At 48.4% G+C, this 17,332-nt stretch carries 19 protein-coding genes; 2 read left to right on the top strand and 17 right to left on the bottom strand.

All coding sequences use genetic code 11. The features are described 5' to 3' along the window. Positions 1-10 precede the first annotated feature (10 nt). Positions 11-934 (top strand): GAF domain-containing protein, encoded by a 924-nt coding sequence (locus ABEB26_RS11390; RefSeq protein ID WP_345722121.1) that lies wholly within the window; start codon positions 11-13, stop codon positions 932-934. On the opposite strand, the gene ABEB26_RS11385 is transcribed toward ABEB26_RS11390, so the two are convergent. From ABEB26_RS11385 to ABEB26_RS11335, 11 genes are all read right to left on the bottom strand, one after another. Further along, a complete protein-coding gene (locus ABEB26_RS11385; protein ID WP_345722120.1) occupies positions 931-1,644 on the bottom strand; it encodes a hypothetical protein in 714 nt (237 codons plus the stop codon). The two genes, ABEB26_RS11390 and ABEB26_RS11385, sit on opposite strands and share 4 nt — an antisense overlap. A 15-nt stretch (positions 1,645-1,659) precedes the next feature. Further along, positions 1,660-2,325, bottom strand: a complete 666-nt coding sequence (locus ABEB26_RS11380) for a hypothetical protein (RefSeq protein ID WP_345722119.1) — start codon at positions 2,323-2,325, stop codon at positions 1,660-1,662. Positions 2,326-2,340: 15 nt separating this feature from the next. Continuing rightward, the gene (locus ABEB26_RS11375; RefSeq protein WP_345722117.1) at positions 2,341-2,979 is read right to left on the bottom strand and encodes a hypothetical protein; all 639 of its coding nucleotides are present in this window, start codon (positions 2,977-2,979) and stop codon (positions 2,341-2,343) included. 15 nt (positions 2,980-2,994) lie between these two features. Then, the gene (locus ABEB26_RS11370) at positions 2,995-3,660 is read right to left on the bottom strand and encodes a hypothetical protein (RefSeq protein ID WP_345722118.1); all 666 of its coding nucleotides are present in this window, start codon (positions 3,658-3,660) and stop codon (positions 2,995-2,997) included. Positions 3,661-3,675: 15 nt separating this feature from the next. Continuing rightward, complete coding sequence (locus ABEB26_RS11365; RefSeq protein WP_345722117.1) at positions 3,676-4,314, bottom strand: hypothetical protein; 639 nt, start codon at positions 4,312-4,314, stop codon at positions 3,676-3,678. Between the two features lie 15 nt (positions 4,315-4,329). Further along, the gene (locus ABEB26_RS11360) at positions 4,330-4,971 is read right to left on the bottom strand and encodes a hypothetical protein (protein ID WP_345722115.1); all 642 of its coding nucleotides are present in this window, start codon (positions 4,969-4,971) and stop codon (positions 4,330-4,332) included. A 49-nt stretch (positions 4,972-5,020) separates the two neighbouring features. Then, positions 5,021-5,680 (bottom strand): hypothetical protein, encoded by a 660-nt coding sequence (locus ABEB26_RS11355; RefSeq protein ID WP_345722114.1) that lies wholly within the window; start codon positions 5,678-5,680, stop codon positions 5,021-5,023. 129 nt (positions 5,681-5,809) lie between these two features. Then, positions 5,810-6,745 (bottom strand): hypothetical protein, encoded by a 936-nt coding sequence (locus tag ABEB26_RS11350; protein WP_345722113.1) that lies wholly within the window; start codon positions 6,743-6,745, stop codon positions 5,810-5,812. 107 nt (positions 6,746-6,852) lie between these two features. Beyond that, positions 6,853-7,557 carry a hypothetical protein gene (locus tag ABEB26_RS11345; protein ID WP_345722112.1) on the bottom strand — a complete coding sequence of 235 codons (705 nt, stop codon included), beginning with the start codon at positions 7,555-7,557 and terminating at the stop codon, positions 6,853-6,855. Positions 7,558-7,631: 74 nt separating this feature from the next. Next, the gene (locus tag ABEB26_RS11340; protein ID WP_345722111.1) at positions 7,632-9,074 is read right to left on the bottom strand and encodes a VanW family protein; all 1,443 of its coding nucleotides are present in this window, start codon (positions 9,072-9,074) and stop codon (positions 7,632-7,634) included. Between the two features lie 64 nt (positions 9,075-9,138). Then, the gene (locus ABEB26_RS11335) at positions 9,139-9,612 is read right to left on the bottom strand and encodes an Lrp/AsnC family transcriptional regulator (protein ID WP_012190271.1); all 474 of its coding nucleotides are present in this window, start codon (positions 9,610-9,612) and stop codon (positions 9,139-9,141) included. Between the two features lie 179 nt (positions 9,613-9,791). Between ABEB26_RS11335 and sugE the strand changes: the two genes are divergently transcribed. After that, positions 9,792-10,118, top strand: coding sequence for a quaternary ammonium compound efflux SMR transporter SugE (gene sugE / locus ABEB26_RS11330; RefSeq protein WP_345722267.1), 327 nt, complete (start codon positions 9,792-9,794; stop codon positions 10,116-10,118). Between the two features lie 178 nt (positions 10,119-10,296). Here sugE and ABEB26_RS11325 read toward each other — a convergent pair whose 3' ends face one another. The 6 genes from ABEB26_RS11325 to ABEB26_RS11300 all read right to left on the bottom strand — a co-directional run bounded on the left by ABEB26_RS11325 (position 10,297) and on the right by ABEB26_RS11300 (position 17,329). Beyond that, complete coding sequence (locus ABEB26_RS11325; protein WP_345722110.1) at positions 10,297-12,294, bottom strand: sensor histidine kinase; 1,998 nt, start codon at positions 12,292-12,294, stop codon at positions 10,297-10,299. Between the two features lie 19 nt (positions 12,295-12,313). Next, positions 12,314-12,922 carry a dephospho-CoA kinase gene (gene coaE / locus ABEB26_RS11320; protein ID WP_345722109.1) on the bottom strand — a complete coding sequence of 203 codons (609 nt, stop codon included), beginning with the start codon at positions 12,920-12,922 and terminating at the stop codon, positions 12,314-12,316. 215 nt (positions 12,923-13,137) lie between these two features. Continuing rightward, positions 13,138-15,087, bottom strand: a complete 1,950-nt coding sequence (gene abc-f, locus ABEB26_RS11315) for a ribosomal protection-like ABC-F family protein (RefSeq protein ID WP_345722108.1) — start codon at positions 15,085-15,087, stop codon at positions 13,138-13,140. Between the two features lie 174 nt (positions 15,088-15,261). Then, positions 15,262-15,942, bottom strand: coding sequence for a response regulator transcription factor (locus tag ABEB26_RS11310; RefSeq protein WP_012190265.1), 681 nt, complete (start codon positions 15,940-15,942; stop codon positions 15,262-15,264). Between the two features lie 38 nt (positions 15,943-15,980). Beyond that, the gene (locus ABEB26_RS11305) at positions 15,981-16,547 is read right to left on the bottom strand and encodes a TlpA family protein disulfide reductase (protein WP_345722106.1); all 567 of its coding nucleotides are present in this window, start codon (positions 16,545-16,547) and stop codon (positions 15,981-15,983) included. An 11-nt stretch (positions 16,548-16,558) separates the two neighbouring features. Beyond that, positions 16,559-17,329 carry a tetratricopeptide repeat protein gene (locus ABEB26_RS11300; protein ID WP_345722105.1) on the bottom strand — a complete coding sequence of 257 codons (771 nt, stop codon included), beginning with the start codon at positions 17,327-17,329 and terminating at the stop codon, positions 16,559-16,561. Positions 17,330-17,332 lie beyond the last annotated feature (3 nt).

The following is a 17,332-nucleotide window of genomic DNA, read 5'->3' as shown; positions in this document are numbered from 1 at the left end:
CGAGGTGAGTATGACAGCCTATGAGAGTAGCCGCCATCATCAGCCAGTTGAGCAAACGATTTTGGCGATTCATGAATTGATTCGGGCGATTTTGCTGCCACGTGATTTGGCTGATGTTTGTCGCACAATTTTTGAGCAATTGCATCACGTATTGCGCTTTGATGCTGGCTTTATCGAGCAATATCAGCCCAAAACCGACACCATGCAAACGATCTACTCAATCGATGAGGGCATTGAAAACGTTGTGCCCTATGCTTGGGATTATCGGCGCTCCAAAGTCGTAGCTTGGATTATTGCTAACCAGCAATTGGTGCGTTTTGATGATTTGCATGAAGATTTGCCCAAACGTTTTACCGTGGAAAACACTCGCAGCTTCGGTCAAGAAGAAAAACGTTCACGTGCTTGGATGAGCGTGCCCCTGCTGATTGGCACTGATTTTGTGGGCGTGTTGAATATTCAGAGCTATCAGCCTGCCTTGTATGGCGAGTTTGAAGAGGCTTTGTTGAGCACGGTCGCCAGTTCGGTGGCTTTGGCGCTCGATAATGCCCAAGTTTTAGCTGAGCTAGAGCTAGAGGTCAGCGAACTCGATATTCCGCGCATCCCACTTTCCGATGATGTGTTGATTGTGCCCTTGATTGGGGTGCTTGATCGGCTGCGCTGGGAAAATCTGACCCACACCATTCTTGAAACCTTGCGTGAACGTGGCTGTGAGCATGTGCTGCTCGATGGCAGTGGCTTATTGACCTTTGATCCCGATGCGATCCAAGCGATTAGCACGATTGTTAAAGCGATTGAGTTGATTGGGGCCAAAAGTATGCTGATTGGCCTACGACCAAGTTTAATCGAAGGCCTTATTCGAGCGGGGATTCATCTTACTAACATTCGCACCGCCCGCGATTTGCCCATGGGCTTGGCCATGTTGGGCATTCGCTAAATGCCTAAGCGATTGTAGAGATAGCGCATACCCACGCCAAGAATTAGCGTGCCAAGGCCTGTCCAAGTTGCGCCGGAGATCAGCGGCCAGTGCCAAGCATTAATCACAACCCGTCGAATCTGCCACCATTGAAAAAAGCCAATGCCTGTTGATGTACCAGCAAATATCCCAACGATGCTCAAGAGATAGGCATTGGGCGTGAAGTCGAGATCAAATAGCGCTGCGATCATTCCCATCAACATCATTGCCACAAACATTGCAGCGATGCCACTCAGGGCACTGCCAAAAAACCATAATTTAGCGGGCACTTGATGATACAAGGCAGCCCGTTGAATCATACTGGCAACGCCGATGGTCAAAAAGAGCGGGAAACTGAGTAGCACGAAAACCCCAATCGCTCCAGCAAGATTAAAGTTGGGATTATCGACCAATTCCTGCAAACCGCTGCGCAGCACATTGGCAATGACCGACATTACGCAACAGCCCAAGGGCATAATGACACAACTTAGGCCAAATGCTAAAGCGTTGTAGCCAACCCAGCGCCGCCAACGATTGGGAGCATTGGTATTGTTATCGGTAGTTGCTGGCACGCTGTAGCTTGGTTGTACGTTGTAACTTGGGTAAGTTTGATCATACGACTGATAGCCATAATTGGTAGACGGTGGCTGAGGTTGATCTGCTTGGTTTGGTGGTTGTGGTTCTTCACTCATCTACTACTCCTTGGTTTAGCGTTGCATCAAAGACCGTATCCAAAAACCAATCCCAGCGCCAAAGATTAATGTTCCAAGGCCTGTCCAGGTAATAACTGAAATCAGCACCCATTGCCAAGCATTATCAACAACATTGCGAAGCTCACGCCATTGTATCCAACTAATCGCACTTGAGGTAAACCCGAAAATGAAAAATATAAGCCAAAGATAGCTGGATAATGTGGATATAGAATCTCTGGAAATGATCTGATAGCCCACCGTTATAAATGTTAGAGTTCCAGCAGTTGCACTGTTAAGGCTCCAAGCCCAGCGTTTGAAATCCTCGTTAATTGCTGCACGCTGGATGAGACTAGCGATATAAATTGTGATGAACACAGGGATACTGAGAAGAACGAAGAGATTCGGCTTGAGCGCACGTTGATTATCAATCAAAGGCAATTGAACATTGATTGAACCAATTGCAAATAAAAAAGTAATAGTTAAGATTGGATAAAGGATTCCACTGATAACAAAGGCTAAACAATTAATCCCAAACCAACGCCAACGACTCGGCTGGTTATGGTCGGCCATGCTAGTTATTGGGACGTGATAGCCTTGCACTGAATTGGCGGTTGCTAGAGGTTCGGATGTGATCGGTGGTTGGGCCGTTGCTGAAATTGCTGATTGTGGTTCTTCGCTCATCTACTACTCCTTGTGCTAGCGGCGTACCAAATAGCTAAGGCCAAAACCCAAGATTAATGTGCCAAGGCCAGTCCATGTGATGATGCTAATCAATGCCCACTGCCATGCCTGATCGATTGTTTTGCGCAGTTCAAGCCATTGCGCCCAGCTAACACTGCTTGAGGTGATACCAAAAGTCAGAAAGATAACTTGATTATAATTTTTAATCGATTGAGCATTGATTGGGCTTAGGTGATAGATCCATACTGTGAAGGCAATTGCCCCAACTGTTGCGCTATTGGTGACCCATGTCGAGCGATTAATACCTTCGCTGACGATAGTCCATTGCAGAAAACTTGCAAGATACATCGTGACAAATGCTGGAATTCCCACGACGAATAGGAGGCTAAAGCCATCTGAAATTGGAGCTTGGGTTGCTGAGGCTGACTCTGTAAATCCTGCCAAGAGCAATAAACATCCAACAAATAGAATTGGAAAAACGATGCAACTAATAACAAAAGTTACACCATTCATTATCACCCAATCGACCCAACGACTCAGCTTAGTATGGTCGGCCATAATTGTTGCTGGAACGTGATAGCCTTGTGCTGGGTTGAAGTTTGGCAATTCTGGTTTTGTTGATAGTGGGTTAACATGTGGTGGTTCTTCACTCATTGGATACTCCTTGGGCTAGCGCCGTATCAATGCTTGTAATCCATAGCTAATACCAGCACCAAGAATGAGGGTTCCAAGGCCAGTCCATGTGATGATTGTGATTAAGACCCACTGCCAAGCGTTATCAACGACATGCCGAAGTTCACGCCATTGGACCCAACTAATTGCACTTGAGGTAAACCCGAAAATGAAAAATATAAGCCAAAGATAGCTGGATAATGTGGATATAGAATCTCTGGAAATGATCTGATAGCCCACCGTTATAAATGTTAGAGTTCCAGCAGTTGCACTGTTAAGGCTCCAAGCCCAGCGTTTGAAATCCTCGTTAATTGCTGCACGCTGGATGAGACTAGCGATATAAATTGTGATGAACACAGGGATACTGAGAAGAACGAAGAGATTCGGCTTGAGCGCACGTTGATTATCAATCAAAGGCAATTGAACATTGATTGAACCAATTGCAAATAAAAAAGTAATAGTTAAGATTGGATAAAGGATTCCACTGATAACAAAGGCTAAACAATTAATCCCAAACCAACGCCAACGACTCGGCTGGTTATGGTCGGCCATGCTAGTTATTGGGACGTGATAGCCTTGCACTGAATTGGCGGTTGCTAGAGGTTCGGATGTGATCGGTGGTTGGGCCGTTGCTGAAATTGCTGATTGTGGTTCTTCGCTCATCTACTACTCCTTGTGCTAGCGGCGTACCAAATAGCTAAGGCCAAAACCCAAGATTAATGTGCCAAGGCCAGTCCATGTGATGATGCTAATCAATGCCCACTGCCATGCCTGATCGATTGTTTTGCGCAGTTCAAGCCATTGCGCCCAGCTAACACTGCTTGAGGTGATACCAAAAGTCAGAAAGATAACTTGATTATAATTTTTAATCGATTGAGCATTGATTGGGCTTAGGTGATAGATCCATACTGTGAAGGCAATTGCCCCAACTGTTGCGCTATTGGTGACCCATGTCGAGCGATTAATACCTTCGCTGACGATAGTCCATTGCAGAAAACTTGCAAGATACATCGTGACAAATGCTGGAATTCCCACGACGAATAGGAGGCTAAAGCCATCTGAAATTGGAGCTTGGGTTGCTGAGGCTGACTCTGTAAATCCTGCCAAGAGCAATAAACATCCAACAAATAGAATTGGAAAAACGATGCAACTAATAACAAAAGTTACACCATTCATTATCACCCAATCGACCCAACGACTCAGCTTAGTATGGTCGGCCATAATTGTTGCTGGAACGTGATAGCCTTGTGCTGGGTTGAAGTTTGGCAATTCTGGTTTTGTTGATAGTGGGTTAACATGTGGTGGTTCTTCACTCATTGGATACTCCTTGGGCTAGCGCCGTATCAATGCTTGTAATCCATAGCTAATACCAGCACCAAGAATGAGGGTTCCAAGGCCAGTCCATGTGATGATTGTGATTAAGACCCACTGCCAAGCGTTATCAACGACATGCCGAAGTTCACGCCATTGGACCCAACTAATTGCACTTGAGGTAAATCCAAAAACAAAAAACACTATCCCAATAAAGTGGGCGGAGGTTAATTCGGGATTATTGGCAATAATCAGATAACTTATGCTGATAAAGGTAAATGTGCCGATTAGCGCACTATTGAAACTCCAAACTGAGTGCCTGAAATGCTCGTTTATCGCTCCACACTGGATGCGACTCGCAATATAAATCGTGATAAAAACAGGGATAGCGAATATGAATATGCTTATAAGAATGCCCGAAGAATGATCGTTGATGCTCCCTATTCGAAAGTTGGATCGGGCAAACATGCAAAAACCACCAACATTAAACATTGGGTAAAGGATACAGCTAACCCCAAAGGCTGTGCAATTAACCCCTACCCAACTCCAACGGCTTGGCTGATTAGGGTCGTCCATACGAACTGTCGGAACGTGATAGTCTTGCACTGAATTGGAGTTTGCTGATGACTCAGGAATGATCGGTGGTTGACTTGAATCGTTCATACTGGTCTCGCCTCTCCATTGAATGTTAATCAAATCGATACTTTAGATCTTATTGTTTGATCGGGGGAAAGATTATTTTGCTTAGACTAAACAAGACACTTAATATGATACAGCTAAGGATTATCCATGTTAAACTGCTTGCCCAAACCCATTGAAGTGGGTCAGTGGCAACAGGTTTGATTTCAAGCCCTTGAATCAGCGCTGTACCAAATGCAGTTATGCCAAAAATAATAAATAAATATCCCATCACGATGAATTCAGAAGTATTGCTGGAAAGAAGATTCCCCAACATAAAATGGGCTAAAAATGTACTAGTCGGCATGAGCACACCGACTGACAAGGCTGTTTTGGTGACCCATGACCAGCGAGGGATGCTGGAATCTAAAGCTATGCGTTGAATCAGTGCTATGGGTATTGTGGTTATGGCTGAAAGGAAGCCATAGCCTATGATACCTAATGGCCCACGGGCATCAAGGCTAAACTGGTTTAATAGGGAAGGCGATCGATCTTCTACATATACTAGCGCTAGGCTAACAGCTAAGAATAAACCAGGAAACAGAAAGCTTGCCATAAAGAATGCTATCACATTCGCACCGACCCAGCGTTTCCAACGATCTGGATGATTGATTTTGCTCAGGTTAGCAGTTGGAACGTGATAACCTGGCATTGAATTGGGGTTTGCTGGTTGGTTAATGGGTAGATCATTCATGCTCGCCTCACCTCTCGATTATTTATCCGATGTTCTGTCGTCAACTCTACGCTTACATTAACTAATGAGCGCTCGAAGAACGCTCATTGGTTGTTGCGAGTGTAGTGCTACTTGCAGGGCGAATAAAGGCTAGATCTGACCCTCAATGGCCATCACAAAGAAGCCAAACAAGCCGCCTAAAACTAAACCACCAAGGATTGTCCAAGTTAGGCCAGTCGTAATCACCCATTGCATCGGACGATTGGCGACCTCTTTGACCTCAAGATATTGCACAAAGGCAGTACCAAATGAGGTTATGCCAAAAATAAGTGTGGCTAAAACGATAAACATCCAAGCATTTGATTCAGCAGGTTCTGCCATATTAACCACTGTGCCGCTGAGAAAGGTGCTTAATGGCAATAAAATGCCCACAGCCAAGGCAGTTTTGCCAATCCATGGCCAGAGCGAAACTTTATTATGTAAGGCTCCACGCTGAATTAAGGCCACAATCGCGGCAGTAAGTGCTGCACAGAGTCCATAGCCAACGAAGGCAAGAATATCGGCATTGGCAACATTCTCAAAATTTTCAAAGTTTGAGGTTGAATCGACATAGGATGCTGCAATCACCATGGCTAGGCCAAAAAACAAGCTCAAGAAGCTCATTGAAGCTACAAAAAAGCCTAGTACGTTCATGCCAACCCAGCGTAGCCCACGATCAGGCGCATTAATATCGCTAATGATTGGCGGTGGTCCCATATAGACTGGATTGCCATAGACCACTGGCTGTTGCTGGTAGCCGTAAGGCGCTTGTGGTTGGCCATAGGCTTGTGGAGGTTGTTGATAATAGGTTGGTGGTTGGCCATAGGGCGGCTGAGGCTGGCCATATTGAGACGGTTGCCCGTATTGCGGTGGCTGTTGATAGCCATAGGTTGGGGGCTGCTGCCCATAGGTCGGATTGGGCGGCAACGCTTGAGTCGATGAATCCAGTACTTGGGTTACCTGCGGCTGAAGCACATTGGTGGTCACTGGTTGCTCTGGATTTGCTGGCGGGGTCAAGGGCGTGGTTGGTTGAATTGGTTCTGGCATAAACCTATCTCCTGATAAAACCACCAAGCATTATAAGAATGCTCAGGGCTGAGTTGGCAAATAGATGCTAAAGATTGTAGCACTAACGCCAAACGTTGAATTGCTACTTACAATGAGAAAAATAAAACGGCGCTCAGGATTCCGGTAAGGCTTGTCCAGGTTAAAACCGAAATAACTATCCATGTAAAGGGTTGGGGAGTTATCTTTTTTACTTCGGAAAACTGGCCCAAGGCAGTTGCTAAGGCGATGGCTGCCGTACTTGCGGTGGAAAATAGCGTATTGATCAATTGAAAATTATCAGCAGATGTTTTGGGATTAATGATGAAAAAGAAAATGCTCAAACTGATGCATGTCATGATCGCGGTTATAAGGGCAGTTTTGAGCATCCATGGCCAATAAGAAACCCGTTTATGGAGTCCGATCCGTTGAACCCAACCTGCTGCTATGGCACTAATCCCAGTTATAACTGTGCCTAATCCAATGATAAAGACTACTTCTCCTGTTTGGCTATCAATTGAGTTGAGAATTCCTTCAGATTGGTATCCATCAATAAACAACCAGATCACCATGAGAAAAAAGAGTATTCCAAACACCACGTTGCTCAAAATCATGGCCAAAAGGTTGAAGCCAATCCAGCGTAACCAACTATTGGAAGCATTGACACTTTGGGTTGGAACGCTATAGCTTGGGTTGCCATAGGCTTGGGGTGGTGTTTGATAAGGTTGTTGGGCATACCATTGGCTTGGTTGTTGATTAGCTGGTGGTTGGCTGCTCGGCTGAATCGGTGTGGTTGGCGGAAGTTGATTTGACATAATTTTCCTTCTGATATACTAACGAGCGCCCAAAGGACGCTCGTTGTTTGGTTTACTGTTTGATCTGTTGAAGGTTATGGATAGCGCGGTGGGGCGATCGTTACGCCTGCTGGTGGCTTAACTCCAGGCCCGTATAGATAAAAATCTTCCCATGGATAGTAGCGCGTGAAGAAGCGCTCGCGGTTCGATGTGCCATTGGCCTTATTGATTACGCGATACATCGTCACATCCATGCCTGCGCGGCCATGGACGAGTTGCTCAACTGCACCACGTCGCAGCGTTTTGTCGTATTGCCAAACTGGCTTGCCTGGTTTTTGCTCATTGGAATAGGTTGGGCCTTCCATGGTTGCGCGACGGCCATCGCCATAACCCCACAACGAGAAGGTCACCCGCCCAGCGCTGGTGTCGGTATCCGTCCACATGAAAATATCGGTGCCTAAGTCATTTTTCCAACGGAAATCGACATCGGGCACGAATACAGTGGCATCAAAGCCCAAAATATTTTCATAATAATACACGATGTAGCTATGACCATAGCGTTCGATAATTGGCATGCCACTATTGAAGACTGCGCGGTACATCGTGGTTGATACTTGACATAAGCCGCCGCCAACCACTTTTTCAAGCTTGCCATCGACGATTGCATAACCATCGGTAAAGCCAGCCTCTTCGGAAACATCGCCAACATTTTGGTTGAACGAATAGACCTGACCAGCCTTGACCGTGACCCCTTTGAAGCGATCAGCGGCGCGTTTGATGTTGTTGATGCGTTCGGCATTGGAGCCGCGGTAGTAAGTGGTGGCACTGCCCAGTTTTTGCACTTCGAGGGCTGGCTTGAGCAAATTTTGATCAATGCCCATGCGATTGATATATTGCTTGCCCAATAAGCCCAATTGAATTTCCCACTTAGTGCCAGCGTGCTCGGGATGCCATTCCATGCGAGCGCGTTCGAAATATTGGACAGTATAGGTTTGACCATCCTCAGCGTTAACTTCCGAAAATTCTTCGCTGATCGGATAGCCAAAGGTGTACAAACCGCCATACTTCGTCCAATAATCGCGGAAGCCATTGCCTAACGAGTGGCCCGACTCAGGATAGAAGGTTGCGCCTTCGTAGCTAGGGCCAGTGCGCCAGACAAATGCTTCTTCGTTTTGGCGACCTTCGGCGGCAACCGCCCCCAAACGCGTCGCTAAAATATAGAAATCTGTGCCCTTATTTTCGGGGTGAATCTCCAAGCGAGCACGCTCGAAATATTGCACCTGAAACCCATTCTCCCAAATCACTTCAGTTAATGGCAACCCAAACACCTCAAGATCGCCTTGGCGCTCATAGAAGCGTTTGACATCGAATGAGATGTTATGGCCAGTTGCCGAAAAATAGCGATACGGCTCCCATGCAGTCGTTTGTTGTGCCTGCACGGCAGCACTAACCGAGGCAGTTGGTACACTTGGCGCAAGCCCCAAGAGCGCCAATCCCAATACCAGAGACGGCAAGAGCCGCCAGCGTTGACCTGGCATATTCCTTTCTCCCGATTGCTAGTGATTCAGTATTAGGCCATTGTACGCGTCAGTTAAGCCTTCGTCAATGGTGAGAATTGCTGATCGAAGGCTGATTGCCCCAATCGTAATTGTATTTGCTGAGCTTCAAAACTTGCCATGGCTCGACCCGCTGGACTCCTGGCAAGGGCGCGATATGGTCGGCCAATAACTCTAATAATTCGTCGGTAGAGCGCAACCATGCTTCTAACACAACATCATAGCTACCCAAGGTGAGGCCAACGAAATGCACATGGGGCAAATTACATAAGGCTTGTTCAATTTGGCGCTGGTAAGCTCGATCGATTTGCATGCCGATGATGGCGACCACCTGATAGCCTAAGGCATAGGGCGAGGCGACGGCGACAATTTTGATTAACCCTTCGTCAACCAAGCGTTCGATGCGGCGACGTACTGTTGGCTCGCTGCTACCAACTTTACTGGCAATCGCCCGATTGGGCAGGCGGGCATCGGTTTGCAGAACTTCTAAAATGGCCTGATCAAGCTCGTCCATTGTCATAACGTATTCCTCCAATGTGGACTGACGAAACACACTCTTCGGGGTTTGGCACAATGACGTTTTTCGTCAGCATTTTGTTCCCAAATTTGTTAGGATCATTGCATATCGCTGAACTGATGATTAATTCAGGCTATGCGACGCTGCAAGCGCTGATTAATTTCAATTTTGGGAGTTGTACAATGGCTTGGTTCTATTTAATTGTGGCAGGTGTTTTAGAAGTTGGTTGGGCGGTTGGGTTAAAATATAGCGAAGGGTTAACCAAGCTTGGCCCAAGCCTTGCCACGGGTGTGATGCTAGCGGCGAGTATGGCGCTGTTGGGGATGGCCTTGCGTGATTTGCCCTTGGGCACAGCCTATGCAATCTGGACAGGGATTGGCACGGCTGGCACGGCAATTTTGGGTATTTGGTTATTCGACGAATCGGCTCAACCGTTGCGGCTGGCCTGTTTGGTAATGATTGTTGCGGGTATTATCGGGCTAAAATTGTTGGCTGGCAAGCCTGCCTAGTTAGATAGATGAGGCCGCGTTTTACCTTAATGTATCAGGTTGATGGATCTTCTAGATCATTCCAGACCGTAAATTGTGCTTTAGGGGGTGCAGGGGGGTGAAACCCCCTGCGTTTCCCTCCGGCGGAGGGACGGAAGGGTGGCGAAATAGATGACAATGAACGGAATCGAATACGAGCCTAACCATGCAAGTGCACAGTTAGGCAAGTACCTTCACCAACAATACTTTGGACATCGAGCGTGCCACCAAGTTCTCCGGCACGCTCGGCCATACTGGTTAGCCCCAAATGCCTGCCACTGCGCTCCAATAAATCCGGATCAAAGCCACAGCCATTATCTTTGACCATCAGGGTTGTCGATTTGCTGGCAAAGCTGAAGCTCACTCGCACATTGGTTGCTTGGGCATGGCGCAAGGCATTGGCAATTGCTTCTTGGGCAATTCGATATAAGCCAGCAGCATTGGCTGGGCTAAGCACCGAATCTTCGCCCTCGCACTCTAAGTTAATCGCAACTTCTTGGGCATTCAAGCTGGCAATATGGTCGCGCAGCGATTTGATGATGCCATGTTCTTGCAAAGGTGTTGGGCGCAATTGTAGTAAGAGTTCGCGCATTTCGCCCAGCGATTGATGGGCGGCGGCCTTCAAGCGATCAATTTGAGTTGCAGCCCGAACTGGATTGCGCTCAACTTGGGCACGGGCAGCTTCAGCGGTCAAGGTCATGCTAAACAAGGTTTGGGTGACCGAATCGTGCAATTCACGCGCCAAACGTGAACGCTCCTCAGCTTGAGCTGCTCGCCGAGCTTGATCATATAACCTTGCTTGTTCGATCGCGATGGCGGCTGAGGTGGCTAAGCCTTCAGCTAAAACTAATTGTTGCGGCCCAAACGGTGCATCACGATCAGGCGTGGCAACCAAGACAACCCCTAAAACTTGCTCTTTAATGCTCAATGGCAAGGCCAACAAGGTTTGGTATGGAATCGTCGGCGAAACCGCATGAATCACTCTCGCGCAGCCTTGTTTGATGACTTTGGCCAAGGTTGGCTCGTTGCTCAACGAGGTTGGGCTTGCCCAGCGCATGCGCAAATAGTTGTGATCACCCATTGCCCCAGCTTGGGGAGTTAAACGTTCGCCCTGTTCATCAAGCAACAACACCAACACATCTTCCGCATGCAAGGCTTCGCCGATTGCGGCGGCGGCTCGTAGCAACACTTCGGGCAAGTGCAAAGTCGAGCCAACTGTACGGGTCATTTCCAAAAGCAAGGCCATTTCGGTAGCGCGACGTTCGGCAGCAGCAAAAAGATGTGAATTGTGCAAGGCCAAGGCTGCTTGGTTGGCAAAATTAGCGACCAAGTGGCCATCGTCAGCGGTGTAGGCATTTTCGCGATGGCTATCGACGGTCAAAATACCTACCGTGCGTTCGCCCACCCGCAACGCTACCCCAATCCATGAACGAATTGGCCCAGGCTGCATCACAAACGATGGATCTTTGCGCACATCGCCCAAAACCACTGGAGCAGGCGAGCCAACAACTTTGCGTGCCAATTCGTTATCGGGCACCGAAATCCGCATGTCGTAGACTTCGTTATTCATGCCACGGGCAGCGATGACCTGCAATTCATCATCATCAAGCTGCTGAACCGAAGCGCTATCGAAGGTAACCACCCGCTCAAGTTGGCGCAAAATACAGGCCAACACCTCATCGCGATCAAGCGTGGCATTTAAAGCAACCGAAACTTCGTTCAAGGCAGTTAGTTGCGCAACATACGAACGGGTATCATCAAGTAAGGTTTGCAACTGATTGGTCGATTGATCGCGCTCAGCAGTGCGTTCATCGATGCGGCGTTGCAAACGCTGATGCGATTGTTGCAAATCTTCGTAGGCCCGTTCGAGCGTGGCGTAATCAGCTTGAATGCTATTATATTCGCTGTCGAGGGCGCTATGGGCTTGGGCTAACACCGTGCGTTCGCGTTCAGTCCGTTGGATGCTGGCCCAAGCTTGGCCGAGCAAAAGACTTAATGAGCCAAGCGTGATCAGCAACGCTAGCCAGTGTGGCGCGAGCCAGAGCCAGCCAACCCCCACAAAAACACCAAGTGTTGCCAAGCCAAAACTCATGGCTGGGGTTAATCGTGGTTGAGGGGTTGGTCGTGCTTGATTGGTTGGGGCATCAAGAACACGCATGGCTGGCTCCTTACTTGGTTTAATCATGGCGTTGAATCGCCAAAAATGCTTGTTCAACTTGGCGGCGAGTCTCCGCGAGCGAACCGCTATTATCAATTACAACATCGGCATGGGCGATTTTATCGGCCTGACTATTTTGAGCATTAATCCGCAGCAGGGCTTCGGCTTCGCTCATACCGCGCGTTTCGATCAAGCGTGCTAGCTGAATTGCTGGATCGGCGGTGACCACCCAAACTGCATCGCACAAAGCAGGATAGCCACTTTCGATCAATTTAATTGCATCGATCACCACAACCTGAGCGTTATTTTGGCGCTGAGCTTCCAGCCAAGCCATAATAGTTTGGCGCACAATTGGATGCACCAAGGCTTCCAAACGGCGCAACTGCGCTTGATCGGCGAAAACGATTTGGCCCAAAGCTTGGCGATTAATTGGCATGCCAAAGGTTTGATTTTGCACAATTCCAAGGCCAAAAGCCTCGACGATTGGTGCATAAGCGCTGCCATCAGGTGCTTGCACTTGATGCACCACCGCATCAGCATCGCAAACTGCTGCGCCTAATTCGTGGAGCATCGCTACAACCGTGCTTTTGCCACATGCAATATTGCCAGTCAAGCCAATTCGATACATTACAAGCCCTTACAGAAGGATGAATTATGAATTATGAAGGATGAAAGATACCGTTTAACCACGAAGGACACGAAGGGCACGAAGGCTGATATTAACAACGTTTACAGCCAAAACCCTAAATCTTCGTACCCTTCTTTTCTCTGCGCCTCTGCGTTAAAACCTTCGCACTTTTGATTTTTGGTTTCATCCCTCATCCTTCATAATTCATCCTTTGGTTAAGCTCCAACTTCTTCGGCCAATTGCTCCCAGCGGGTGTAATAATCGCTGAGTTGGTTTTCGAGCGCGGCATATTGCGTGCCAAGCTCGCCAATTTTGCGACTATCTTGCTTGATTGATGCTTGCATAATTTCGGCATCAAGCGCGGCTTTGCGTTGCTCTAGGCTGGCAATTTCGCGCTCAAGATTTTGTAGTTGGCGCTTAGCGCTAGCTGGAACAGGCGTTGGATTGGCTTTGTTGGCTTTGGTTTGGCGTTCGGCAGCGCGTTTGGCTTCGAGCGCGGCGGCTTCGGCAGCGCGACGTTCGTTTTCCCGCTGAGCAGCCAGCGCCGAATAATTGCCTGGAAAGCGCGTAATGCTGCCATCGTCGTTGACTAACCACAAGGTATCAGCGACTGCATCGATAAAATAGCGGTCGTGCGAGACAAACAGTAATGTACCATTAAAATCGTTAAGTACGCCTTCAAGCGCCTCGCGGGCCTGAATATCCAAGTGGTTGGTTGGTTCGTCGAGCATCAAGAAGTTGCCGCCGTTAAGCATCAACTGTGATAATGCCACCCGCGAACGTTCGCCACCCGAAAGATCGCGAATTTGCTTGAACACATCATCGCTGGTAAACAAGAAGTTGCCAAGCATGGTGCGTGCCCTGGTTTCGCCCATTTGCGGGTTATGCCGCAGCACTTCATCCAAAATCGTGTTGCTGAACTCGAGGCCTTCGTGACCTTGGGCATAATAGCCAAGCTGCACGTTGGCTCCAACCTCAAAGCTGCCAGCCAAGGGCTTGAGTTGATCGACCACAGTTTTGAGCAAGGTTGATTTGCCGCTGCCATTTGGCCCAAGCAAGGCTACCCGTTCACCGCGCATCACATACAATTCATCAAATTGCAGCAAGGTGGTAGTTTGACCATTATTGGTATAGCCAACCCCCAATTGATCGAGGGCCAGCACCACATCACCAGAACGAAGATTGGTCTGCAAAGCAAATTTGAGTTCTTTGCGGCGTTGCGGGCCTTCAATCGCTTTAACATGGCCATGGATACTATTCCAGCCTTCTTTAAAGCGGTTAAGTCGGCGTTCGCGGCCTTTGGCTTCGCGGGCGCGAACCCCAGCCTTGAAGCGGCGAATAAACTCCTCGGTTTTAGCGATTTGCTGCTGCTGGGCTTCAAACTCTTTGGCTAAACGCTCCATGCGCTCGGCTTTGATCGTTTGATATTTAGAATAGGATGCGGCGTAATCTTGCAAGCGACCCCATTCCATTTCCCAGGTGCGGTTAGAAACGCGATCAAGGAAGTAGCGGTCGTGGGAAATCACAATTAATGTTCCATCCCAATCGCGCAAAAATTCTTCGAGCCATTCCAAGGCTGCCATATCCAAGTGGTTGGTTGGCTCATCGAGCAACAGAATATCGGGATCGCCTAGCAGGGCTATGGCAAGCGCGGCACGGGTGCGTTGGCCACCACTAAACTGAGCGATTGGCTGCGTCCATTGAGCATCAGTAAAGCCCAAACCTTGGATGGTACGGGTGATCCGATGCTCTTTTTCATAACCGCCAGCATGCTCATAGCGATGTTGTAACTCGCCATAACGTTCCATGGCCTGCTCCCATTGGGGATCATCGGGATTAGCGATCGTGACTTCGAGCTGGCGCATTTCGTCTTCGATGCTGCTCAGTGCAGCAAAGGCGGCATGAGCTTCGCGCTCCAAGGTCGAATCGGCAGCGAACGTCGCTTCTTGAGCTTGGTAGGTCACGCGCAAACCGCGTGAGCGATGTAATGAACCTTCGCTGGAACTATCGATGCCAGCGATAATTTTCATTAACGTAGATTTGCCCGCACCATTGACCCCAACCAAGGCGATTTTGTCGCCACGAGCCACTTGGAACGAGACAGCTTCAAATATTTGTTCGGCTCCAAACCATTTGCCGAGATTATTGGCAATTAAGACAGACATTAGCGGGTGCTCCTCAAGGTTTCACACATCATACCATTGCTTTAAGTTTTGGCTATCAGTCTTGAGGCGCACACCTATTGACTGTGCATGTTCAGTGTGGTGCTGCTAAAATGCCAAAGCGGCGCGATCCTCGTTGATCGTGCCGCTTATTCCTCAATCCACAAGCAAACCAGATTACTCAGCTAGGCGATAGCCAACACCCCATTCGGTCAGCAGAATTTTCGGCTGACGAGGATTGTCCTCTAATTTACGCCGTAAATGCCAGATATAAACTTTCAGCGAATCGTGATCTGATTCTTTGCCACTGCCCCAAATCGAGCCAAGCAATTTTTCGTGCGGCACAACTTGACCAACACTATCAGCCAATAAAATCAACAATTGATATTCGGTTGGCGTGAGATCAATCACTTTATCTTTGACTTTCAACTCGCGGCGCTGGCGATCGAGCACCATCAAGCCTTCGCCTGCGGTGATAATTGGCCGTTGCGGTGGAATCCGGCGCAACAAAGCGCGAACCCGTGCCAGCAATTGGCTTGGGCTATAGGGCTTGGTGACATAATCATCGGCCCCACTATCCAAACCTGAGACAATTTGTTGGTCTTGAATATTGGCGGTCAGCATCAAAATGGGCACATTGCTGAACTCGCGAATCCGACGGCAGGTTTCGTAGCCGTCCATGGCAGGCAACATCACATCCAAGATAATTAAATCGGGTGTGAGTGAGCGGACATACTCGATGGCGGTTGGACCGTCGTAGGCAATTTGAACCCGATATTTTTCCATGGTCAATTGCAACGACAACAACTGGGCAACATCGGGTTCATCGTCTACAACTAAAATTAACGGTTGTTCCATAAGTGAGAGATCCTCTCCAAAAACACTAACCCGATTTTTTAGGGCAATAATTCCGATAATACATGATCCATCTCAGACTCTGTAATCGCATTAATCCGAGTATACCGAATAATGCCTTCAGAATCAATAAAAAAAGTAACAGGAATATTAAAAATCCCAAATGCTTGTTGGGCAACCCGCTCGTTATCAAGCGCAATCGGGTAGGTTACGGCGTAGCGCTGAATAAAGCGCCGAATTTCCTGATCGTTATCTTGATCAGTTAGGTTGATGCCAACGACGGCGATTTTATCACCATAGCGTTCGGCTGTGCGCACCAACGCGGGCATTTCTTCCTTGCATGGCTCGCACCACGAGGCCCAAAAATTAATAATTATAGGTTTGCCCTTATATTCCGTCGGGTTAAAGCTGCCACCGTCAACCGTTTTGAGCACCATATTAGGCACTGGTCGATCGATACCAACCACGGTTTGCGGTTTACTACCGCCACTCGTTAAGATTGCCACTGTCGCGATAACGATAATTGCGACGACAATGCCTGCTCCCAACCAAAGCCATTCTTTGCGTGAAAGGCCTTGCTTGACGCTGGTTTCAGATTCGCTGGTCATGATGATTGCTCCTAGGGCTTGGCTCCATCAAGCAGGCTTTGGGCTAATTGGGCCTGCAAACTGGTTGGGCCAAGTTCAATAACTTTTCGCCATAAACGCTCGGCATCAGCCATGCGTGGTTCAGGCAATAAGGCATAAACACGCCCCACATTCAGCAACACCAGCAAGGTCTGATCATCTTGGGCCAAGGCGGTTTCAGCTTCTGCGAGGGCTTGTTCGCTATAAAAGGGGTTGCCAAAGCCAATTCCATAGCGTGCCAAGGCCACCGCTCGATCGGAACGGATTAGCGGTTGGAAGTTATCCAAGGCCAAGGCTTGCGAATAGGCATCGCTGGCTTGAATCCAACGGCTGAGGTTTTGCACATAGGCTTGGCCGTTGGGGGCATGCTCATAAATCATCTGAATAAAATCATAATGGGCATGGCCAAGCATAATCCAGCCGTTGGGATCACGCGGGTTTTGATTGATTACACTTTGGGCTTGGGAGGTACTCGCATCAAGTGCTAGCAGTTGATCGCGCACATTCGGGTCGCTAATTTCGCTCAAAATCGTCGAGGCAAATAGCGGCATTTGTTGCGGGGCGGTCTCGGCTGGCGGACGGGTGTTAATCCAAATTAAGCCGCCAGTTCCGCTAATCACCAGTGCGGTTGTAATCACCAACACTAGCCAGCCATTCAGCCAGCGCCAACGCACTGCTCGTTCCACGTCAATGGGTTTAATTGTGGTATTGCCACGCCGCGAGGGCAGCGGGCGATAATCTAATTTATCGGGTTGTTCCGACATTCT

This window comes from Herpetosiphon gulosus, from assembly GCF_039545135.1.
GTDB classification, from domain to species: Bacteria; Chloroflexota; Chloroflexia; order Chloroflexales; family Herpetosiphonaceae; genus Herpetosiphon; species Herpetosiphon gulosus.
This window is presented reverse-complemented; position numbering and strand designations above follow the sequence as displayed.